The sequence below is a fragment of the Bradyrhizobium sp. Ai1a-2 genome, assembly GCF_000426245.1.
Lineage (GTDB): Bacteria > Pseudomonadota > Alphaproteobacteria > Rhizobiales > Xanthobacteraceae > Bradyrhizobium.
Genome location: NZ_AUEZ01000168.1, coordinates 1 through 5,087, shown reverse-complemented (window position 1 = coordinate 5,087; position 5,087 = coordinate 1). Strand labels below are relative to the sequence as shown.

The following is a 5,087-nucleotide window of genomic DNA, read 5'->3' as shown; positions in this document are numbered from 1 at the left end:
TACGATCCTGAGTCTGGCGGCGGACGCTGGTAGCGTGGAGGACCTCGAGATCGAGGACGTGATGAAGATCGGCTACCAGGACATCCGCTGTGTGGAGTCGGGTGGCCCGGAGCCGGGTGTGGGGTGCGCCGGCCGCGGCGTCATCACCTCGATCAACTTCCTGGAAGAGAACGGCGCCTATGAGGACATCGACTACGTCTCCTACGACGTGCTCGGCGACGTCGTCTGCGGCGGCTTTGCGATGCCGATCCGCGAGAACAAAGCGCAGGAGATCTACATCGTGATGTCCGGTGAGATGATGGCGATGTATGCCGCCAACAACATCTCCAAGGGCATTTTGAAATATGCCAACTCCGGCGGCGTGCGGCTCGGCGGGCTGATCTGCAACGAGCGGCAGACCGACAAGGAGCTGGAGCTGGCGGAGGCGCTGGCCAAGAAGCTCGGCACCCAGCTGATCTATTTCGTGCCGCGCGACAATGTCGTGCAGCACGCGGAGCTGCGGCGGATGACGGTGCTGGAATATGCGCCGGAGTCCCAGCAGGCGGATCACTATCGCAATCTCGCGAGCAGGATCCACAACAATGGCGGCAAGGGCATCATCCCGACACCGATCTCGATGGACGAGCTCGAGGACATGTTGATGGAGCACGGCATCATGAAGCCGGTCGACGAGTCCGTCGTCGGCAAGACCGCCGCCGAACTCGCTGTTTCATAAGACCGTACGCCCACGGACGCCAGCCTCGGCAAATACCTTAGGAAGGCGGGCACTTCAGCAAAAGTCCCGCGACGTGCCAATGGCGGCGCGCTGCATAGTTGATCGTCGCAAAAATGATCGCCAAGCCATGTTCGAAGTGCATTCCTGCCACTACCGCCCGAAAGACCGACGCGACACAGACGGGCAAGTTCGCTCGGTACGACCTATGCTAGGGAGACATGCGACGGTGCTTTCTTCTCGCGCAAGCGGACTGCAGGAGCGGAAGTTCAAACTCCGAGGAATCGATGGTCGCCTCTGCGAAGCGTGCTTGCCCGCATCAACAGATCGTGCCGTGCTGATTGTACGGTTCAAAAAGATCATGATCTTCGTGGAAGAAGCTGCGACCGGGATCACTTGGCGCAAGCAAGTCCACGCATCCTTAGTGAGGCGAACACAACGGACATGCACCACAAAGCGACCCGAATGCTGCCGATACCGAACGCATCGACATATCGTGAGCCGTCGCCACGACCTCATGTCTGTCTTGCATGGAACGATCTTTCGTGTGCTCTCGTTTGCTCGTGATCTTAAGGGATCGGCTACTCAGTATTACGTCCGCCACAGCATCGATGGACGTCAAGTCAACTACCTTCTACGCTGCTCATAGACGGTGCTCGCAGGCGAAGATGCAGAAGCTCGTCAGCTCGATCGCATACAGGGTCTTCACTTTTGATTAGCCGGCTTGCTTGTAACCCGAAAACCGACCGAGGATTGCATGACGTTCTTCCAAGCTTCTCCCGTTCAACTGAATCGGGCCTCAGAACTACCGATTGGCGAGTACTTGGCTGACCAAGCCCGCGCTCTATTCGGTCCCCATCCGTTCGCTGCTGAGATGTCCGAAGATCAGGTTGCCCGCCTACTACCTGAATATTTTGCAATGTCACAAGCATTCCCGCACCTGCAAGCCGGATCGCAAAAGGATCTCGTATTCGATGCCATAGACCGTAATCGAGACCTTCCTAAAGACGTTGAGCTGACCAGTGTCGTCGCAAATTTTATCTGCTGGGATGAGACCGGAGGTCATAGACTAATTCTTCAAGGCGGCAACGCTGCGCTACCCAATATTTTGGACACGGAAAACTTCCACTCAAAGCTTTTTAAAAAGGATGCGTCAAGGGTACTTGGCCGAGCGATCGAGCCGAACTACAGCACCACAACGCGCCGGTACCTGCGTGCGCTATATCATGGGCTGGCGTCGAGAGATGCCCTAGTTCGCTGCGCGCATATGGTTGCGTTTGAGTTACATGCTGCGGAAATGATCAAGGCACTTTGGACGACAGTTGTCGAAACCTTTGATGCTCCGGTTGACGATCTTGCGTATTTCCGGGTCCATGTGGGCGGCGAGGATCCCGCGGAGAAATATCACGGAGAGATGACAAGCCGGCTCATCAGCGAACTGGTCCCTGACGAGAGCATTAGCCGTTTCTTAGATGAGTTCGACCGCGCGTATCGTCTCAGCCTAGATTGGTGCCGTAGTCTGGTCCAAATTGGTTCGCTTGACGGTTATGGTCGGCCGGAGGTTGAACACAGTGGCCGTTGTCACTGTGGTTCTGTCAAGTTTCACGTCCGAGCCCCCGCAGAAATTTCTGCAGTGAGGTGCAATTGCTCAATCTGCCGAATGTCCGGATTTTTGCACATGCTCGTTCCCGATGACAAGCTAAGGATCGAGTGCGGCGAAGAATTTCTCACCACATATCGGTTTAACAAGAACATCGCCCGGCACACGTTTTGTCAGGTCTGCGGTGTAAAGCCATTTTATCGGCCACGCTCGAATCCTTCAGGATTCAGCGTAAATATTCGATGCCTAGATGAAACTACTATCGAAAGCATAAGAATAGACGACTTCGACGGCAAGAATTGGGAGCAGGCGATTTCCTCGTTGGAGGCGGATCAGAATATTCACGCTTAAGTTCGAACAAATCAGAAAGGCGCACACAATGAGCGATGAGGCTGGCTTGCTATCAGAAGATGCCCTCGAGAAATACGCTGCGGAGTTGAGAGATAAAGGTACCGTCGTCATTGCTCCCGAGACGCTGTTCACCCAACATGAGTTGGCCAGGATCGATCAGCTGCAGTCCGATATTCCTGAAGAAGAGGTTCGGAAGGGCGATGCTAACGATTCTCACAACGTTTTTGTAAAACGAGTACGGGTAGATCCCCCCGGCCATTATCCTAGCAATGCGAGTGGTACAGCTTCGGCGCAAATCATCCAACTACTTGAAAGGACAGAACGGGTCGCCGCGCTTAGGAATATCTTCGGAGCGTCATCAAAGTACGTCATTCGGCGGTGCCAAATGCATCGGATGGTGTCCGGGTCCTTTGTTGGCATCCATTTGGATGCTGAGAGCGACCCTGACTTTGAGTATTCTGTGATTATTCAGCTCGCGAGAGATTTTGAAGGCGGCGAGTTCGTCGTATATCCATCCGAAGGTGAACCCCAAGTATTTTGTCCAAAGATGGAGACCGTACTCATCACAACATGTAGCTTCTGGCATGAGGTAAGGCCAGTGCACGCCGGAGAGCGTCGATCACTAGTCTACTTTTGTTCAAAGCACAGTGGTGCAAACCGTCGGATATTCGAATACTCTGCCGTGGCTCGTGAGATCGGCTAAGGCCGTGTCCACATCTGTGGACGCCCCGCGAGATGCAAGCGATTTTTGAAGCGCATTGGCGCGTAGTCGGATGCTGCCATCTGTCCGGCCTCTGATGCAGCGATGGAGCTGCGGGCCCGTATGGGAGTTCGCAGACCGGAACCAAATCATAAACGCGTGCTCTGTAGGCACGATGAGTACACCTGGTTCTTCCGGCCTCGTCTCGCCGACTGTTGCGCCATACCCTCCTTCGACCGACTACATCTCCGACGACCTCAGGTCCGCTGGGCTTACGCTCTGGCTGCGACCGGAGCTCTATAGTTTTCCTGCTTTACGAGTAGCGCCCAGACAATCCGCGCCATCTTGTTTGCGAGCGCAACCGTTACCAGCATGCGCGGCTTGCGAGTCAGCATCTGTTCGAGCCAGGAACCCTTTGGCGCGCCGCGTTTGCTCGCCTGTTGCACGACGGCGCTGCTGCCGATGATGAGGAGGCGCCTAAGCGTGCGTTCGCCCATCTTGGATGTCGCGCCGAGCTTCTGCTTGCCGCCCGTCGATCTTTGAAGAGGCGTCAGACCGAGCCAGGCCGCGAAGTCACGGCCTTTGGCAAAAGTCTCGGCCGGTGGTGCTAGAGCGGCGATCGCGGTAGCGGAGATCGGGCCAACGCCTGGAATGGTCATCAGCCTGCGCGATACTTCGTCCTCGCGAGCACGCCGCGCGATCTCCTTGTCGAGATCCGCGATCCTGCCATTGAGGCCGGCGAGCAGATCCAGCATCAAACGGAACATGGCGTGGGCGGCTTCGGGAAGCGAACTGACCATCTCTTCTTCCTCGATCAGGTCGGCAAGCCTCGCCACATGCGACGGCCCCTTTGGTGCGATCCAACCATATTCCGTGAGGTGTCCCCGGACTTCGTTGATGAGCTGAGTTCGCTGCCGCACCAACAGGTCACGGGTCCGAAACACCAGCCCCGCCGCCTGTTGCTGCTCGCTCTTCACGGCTACGAACCGCATGCTCGGCCGCTGCGCTGCTTCGCAAATCGCCTCGGCGTCGATCGCGTCGTTCTTTTGCCGCTTTACGAACGGTTTTACATAGGCGGGCGGGATCAGCCGAACTTCATGGCCAAGCTGGCTGAGCTGGCGGGCCCAGTGATGGGCCCCACCACATGCCTCCAGCGCAACCGTACAACTCGGGTGAGTTGCAAAGAAATCCAGCAGCTTTCTTCGGCTAATCCGCTTGCTGAACATCGCTCGACCTCGCTCATCCGCTCCGTGAACGTGAAAAACGTGCTTGGCGATATCCAGACCGATTATGATAACCTCTGACACGGACGCCTCCCTTAAGTGGTGCTCAACATCTCCACTTTGGCACATCGATGCCGTCGGCGGGGCGTCCACATGGGGTAATCGCAGGAGCGAGTTGCCCGAAAACCAATCAGAGACTTGGAGGGCGGCTGTTCCCCGATAGGATGGAAATACGGGCTCACGACTGGTCGCCGGGCCCAAGCATCGAATGGAGAACAGCCATGGACGAGTATATCGGTCTTGACGTGTCGATGAAAGAGACGGCAGTCTCGATCCGTCGAGCAGGTGAACGGATCTGGCGCGGCAAGTGCGCATCAGATCCGAGGATCATCGCCGAACTCATCCGCAAGCGGGCGCCGGCCGTGAAACGAGTGGTTTTTGAAACCGGACCGCTGTCGGTATGGTTCTATCATTCTCTCCGCACTGAGGGATTGCCGGCGA

At 56.5% G+C, this 5,087-nt stretch carries 4 protein-coding genes and 1 pseudogene; 4 read left to right on the top strand and 1 reads right to left on the bottom strand.

Annotated elements, in window-relative coordinates:
- From nifH to K288_RS51705, 3 genes are all read left to right on the top strand, one after another.
- The coding region (nifH, locus tag K288_RS0142300; RefSeq protein WP_027584747.1) for a nitrogenase reductase at positions 1–715 on the top strand (715 nt) is incomplete at its 5' end.
- A 754-nt stretch (positions 716–1,469) separates the two neighbouring features.
- On the top strand, positions 1,470–2,663 hold the full coding sequence (locus tag K288_RS48845) for a GFA family protein (protein ID WP_043162304.1): 1,194 nt from the start codon (positions 1,470–1,472) through the stop codon (positions 2,661–2,663).
- 28 nt (positions 2,664–2,691) lie between these two features.
- The gene (locus tag K288_RS51705; RefSeq protein WP_084800118.1) at positions 2,692–3,366 is read left to right on the top strand and encodes a 2OG-Fe(II) oxygenase; all 675 of its coding nucleotides are present in this window, start codon (positions 2,692–2,694) and stop codon (positions 3,364–3,366) included.
- 269 nt (positions 3,367–3,635) lie between these two features.
- On the opposite strand, the gene K288_RS0142275 is transcribed toward K288_RS51705, so the two are convergent.
- Entirely contained in the window at positions 3,636–4,670 is a 1,035-nt protein-coding gene (locus K288_RS0142275) for an IS110 family transposase (RefSeq protein WP_027584744.1), read from the bottom strand.
- A 197-nt stretch (positions 4,671–4,867) separates the two neighbouring features.
- On the opposite strand from K288_RS0142275, the pseudogene K288_RS48840 reads away from it, so the two are divergent.
- Positions 4,868–5,087: pseudogene (locus K288_RS48840) on the top strand (IS110 family transposase); the annotation flags it as partial.